The organism is Paraburkholderia sp. BGA-UO-ETr-F12, from assembly GCF_059567945.1.
The window spans coordinates 1-2,850 of the sequence record NZ_JCAQOZ010000001.1 but is presented as its reverse complement, the minus strand read 5'-3'; the positions used below and the strand labels follow the sequence as shown (position 1 = coordinate 2,850).

General features: G+C 62.6%; 4 protein-coding genes. All 4 read left to right on the top strand.

The features are described 5' to 3' along the window. Positions 1–300 (top strand): Tn3 family transposase (locus tag AC57B6_RS00020; RefSeq protein ID WP_496420500.1); only part of this gene is annotated, 300 nt, incomplete at its 5' end. Next, positions 287–634 (top strand): Tn3 family transposase post-transcriptional regulator TnpC, encoded by a 348-nt coding sequence (tnpC, locus tag AC57B6_RS00015; RefSeq protein ID WP_011875611.1) that lies wholly within the window; start codon positions 287–289, stop codon positions 632–634. The genes AC57B6_RS00020 and tnpC, both read left to right, overlap by 14 nt. Then, on the top strand, positions 631–1,836 hold the full coding sequence (locus AC57B6_RS00010) for a hypothetical protein (protein WP_011875610.1): 1,206 nt from the start codon (positions 631–633) through the stop codon (positions 1,834–1,836). Before tnpC ends, AC57B6_RS00010 begins: the two co-directional genes overlap by 4 nt. Before the next feature lie 105 nt (positions 1,837–1,941). Then, on the top strand, positions 1,942–2,850 hold a 909-nt coding region (locus AC57B6_RS00005; protein ID WP_496420499.1), incomplete at its 3' end, for a phage integrase family protein.

Sequence of the window (2,850 nt, the reverse complement as noted above, 5' to 3'; positions counted from 1 at the left end):
TTGCCAGTCAATGACCCGGACGAGCAGCAGAAACGCCTGCGTTACAACGACCTGATGGCTTCGGCCGCGATCCTGCAGAACACGGTGGACATGATGCAGGCGTTGCGATCGATGGTGAATGAGGGCATTGAGGTCAATCCCGACGACATTGGATTCCTCAGTCCCTACCTCACCAGCAACCTGAAACGTTTTGGCAGGTACGAACTGGATTTTGGACACGTCGAGGGGTGGATACACGATCACCTGTTCGCCGGCCCGGTCCGTTCCCTGCGGAGATCCCGATCCCATGCCCGACCTTGAGACTCCCTATGGCATCGTCGATGCCGACGCGCTGGAATCATTGCAGCAGCGATACGACACGACCGTCATCCAGCAGGCCGTGGATCTTTTCGACACCATCCGCGCCCGCTGCGAGCCCGATGGTTTGCGTGACGATCTTCTGCGCCTGCACGCCATGGCGCATACCGTTATCAATGGCGCGAGCCTGTCGTGCTCGACGGATGACCTTACGCTGGTCGAACAGGCTGATTGCACCATCGAGGAACTCGAGGACTGGATCATGGTGCTCGAAAAAATGATTCTCGCCTTGCGCCCCCTGCAGGATCTGCGATCCGAAACGGACGAACCACTGTGAAGCCTGCCTCGTACAAGTGGCAGTTCGCCCAGCGTTTCCGGCGCCACGCTTTCGGCTGGCGCTCGGACGTACCGATCCAGCGTATCAAGGAAGCGCTCGCGGAGATCCGGCAGGTGGCGCGCGGCGATACAGTGCTTGCGGCAGAGGGCGCTGTGAAATTTCTGGAGAAAGTTTCGCCCGCGCTGGAACACGTCGACGGGTCGTCAGGTGCGATCGGCACGGCCGTGAATCGTGCGATCGAAACACTGGTCCCGGTCATTGCTGGCGCACAGGTCGACACAGTCACGCGCCAGGCCTGGCTCGAGCGGCTATGGGAAGCCATTCAGGATCAGGGCGTCCCCTATATCGAAGGTCTGTCGGACGAATGGGACACACTCTGCGTGACGCCCGAAATCGCCAGCGAGTGGGCCGACAGGTTTATTGATCTCGTCGAGCACGTCTGGTCCGAGGGGCCCGGGGGATATTTTGCGGGGACACCGATCTGTCTGGCTTCGCTATATGCAGCTGGGCGACATGCGCAGCTGATCGCACTGGTGGACCGCGCTCCGTTCAAGATGTGGCACTACCGACGCTGGGGCGTCAAGGCACTGCTTGCGATGGGCAGAAAGGCTGAAGCCGTGGCCTACGCGGAAAACACGCGCGGCCTCAACAGCCCGGACGGGCAGATTGCGAAAGCTTGCGAGGCGATCCTGCTGTCATCGGGTCTTGCCGACGAGGCATACCGGCGCTATGCATGCGAAGCGAACCAGGGCACCACCTACCTGGCAACTTTCCGTGCCATCGCAAAGAAGTATCCGCACATCGCGCAAGAGACCATCCTGAGCGACCTGGTTGCTGCGTCGCCGGGCGAGCCAGGGAAGTGGTTCGCGGCAGCCAAGGACGCAGGCCTGTTCAACCAGGCCATCAAGCTGGCCAATGCCAGCCCGACCGACCCCCGGACGTTGACGCGCGCGGCCAGGGACTTTGCGCAGAAGCAGCCGGGATTCGCCATGGCCGCCGGTCTCGCGGCGTTGCACTGGATCTCGATGGGCTACGGCTACGAGATCACAGGTGTCGATGTGCTCGATGCAAGCCGCGCCACGCTGCAGGCAGCGGAACACGCTGGCGTCGATCCCGAATCCGTGCGGCAGCAGATTCGCTTTCTGGCCTCCGGAACCTCTGTGCACGCGGACTTTTTGAGTCGCGCCCTGCAGGCGATCTAAGCCGGAAAATCATCGTGAAAAATCCTGGCGGGACGTCTTTCGTGATCGGTACAGAGATAACAGTTATTATCTCTGTATTGACATTTCTGGACTAAACTCCATGTCATGAAAACGCGTCTCCCGAACCCGGTCGCCGCCGACATGCCGAACGATTTTCCCGATGCCGACGCGCTTGCCGCGCTGCGCGCCTGGTACGAAGGCGCATCTTCGCGTGACGCGGCCAGCCGGTACCTGCGGGACCGGCTCGGTCAGGGGCAGTCTGCACGCGGCGTCATCGGCCAGATCCGCCGGCAGCTTGCGCTTTACGCCCGCAGCCGGCAGCGGGCGGATCTGGCGACGCTGTTCGAATGCCAGGCCCACAAGCGCAGACATCATGCCCGTGCCACCACGCAGGCAGTCGAAACGTTGCGCACGCTGCCTTTACCGACGCCGCATATCGGGGATGACATTACGCGCTGGTTGCCGGATCGCGCTGTCCGTGTCCTGCACGCGGCGGGCATCCGGACCCTGGCTGATCTCACGGTAAGGATTCCCCGCCGTCGTCAGTGGTGGAGTGCCGTTCCGGGGCTCGGCCCGGCCAGTGCAAAGCGGATCGAGGCATTCTTTGTCGCGCATCCAGCACTCACGGAGCGGGCTCGCGCACTGATCGTCGCCGACCGGCAGTCAGTCGTGACGCCATGGGAGCAACTCCGGCTACCGCATGAGGTTGACGGATCCGCAGGCGTGTTCCGCGCACCGCTGTCGACCTGTATCCTGGGCGTCGACAACGATTACGACGCCGTCCAGGCATGGCTTGCGTTGCACGAATCCCCGGCCACGCAGCGCGCCTACCGTAAGGAAGCCGAACGGCTGATCCTCTGGGCCATTGTTGCCCGCGGCAAGGCCCTGTCGTCCCTGACCACGCGGGATGCAACTGACTACAGGGCATTTCTGCGCAGACCCACCCCGCGCGAGCGCTGGGTTGGACCGCCGCGGCCGCGCACATCAACAGACTGGAGACCGTTTGTCGACAAC

Bases quoted from the DNA above. Each gene is read 5' to 3' on its own strand.
- tnpC (WP_011875611.1), top strand. From the start codon at position 287: ATGCCCGACCTTGAGACTCCCTATGGCATCGTCGATGCCGACGCGCTG.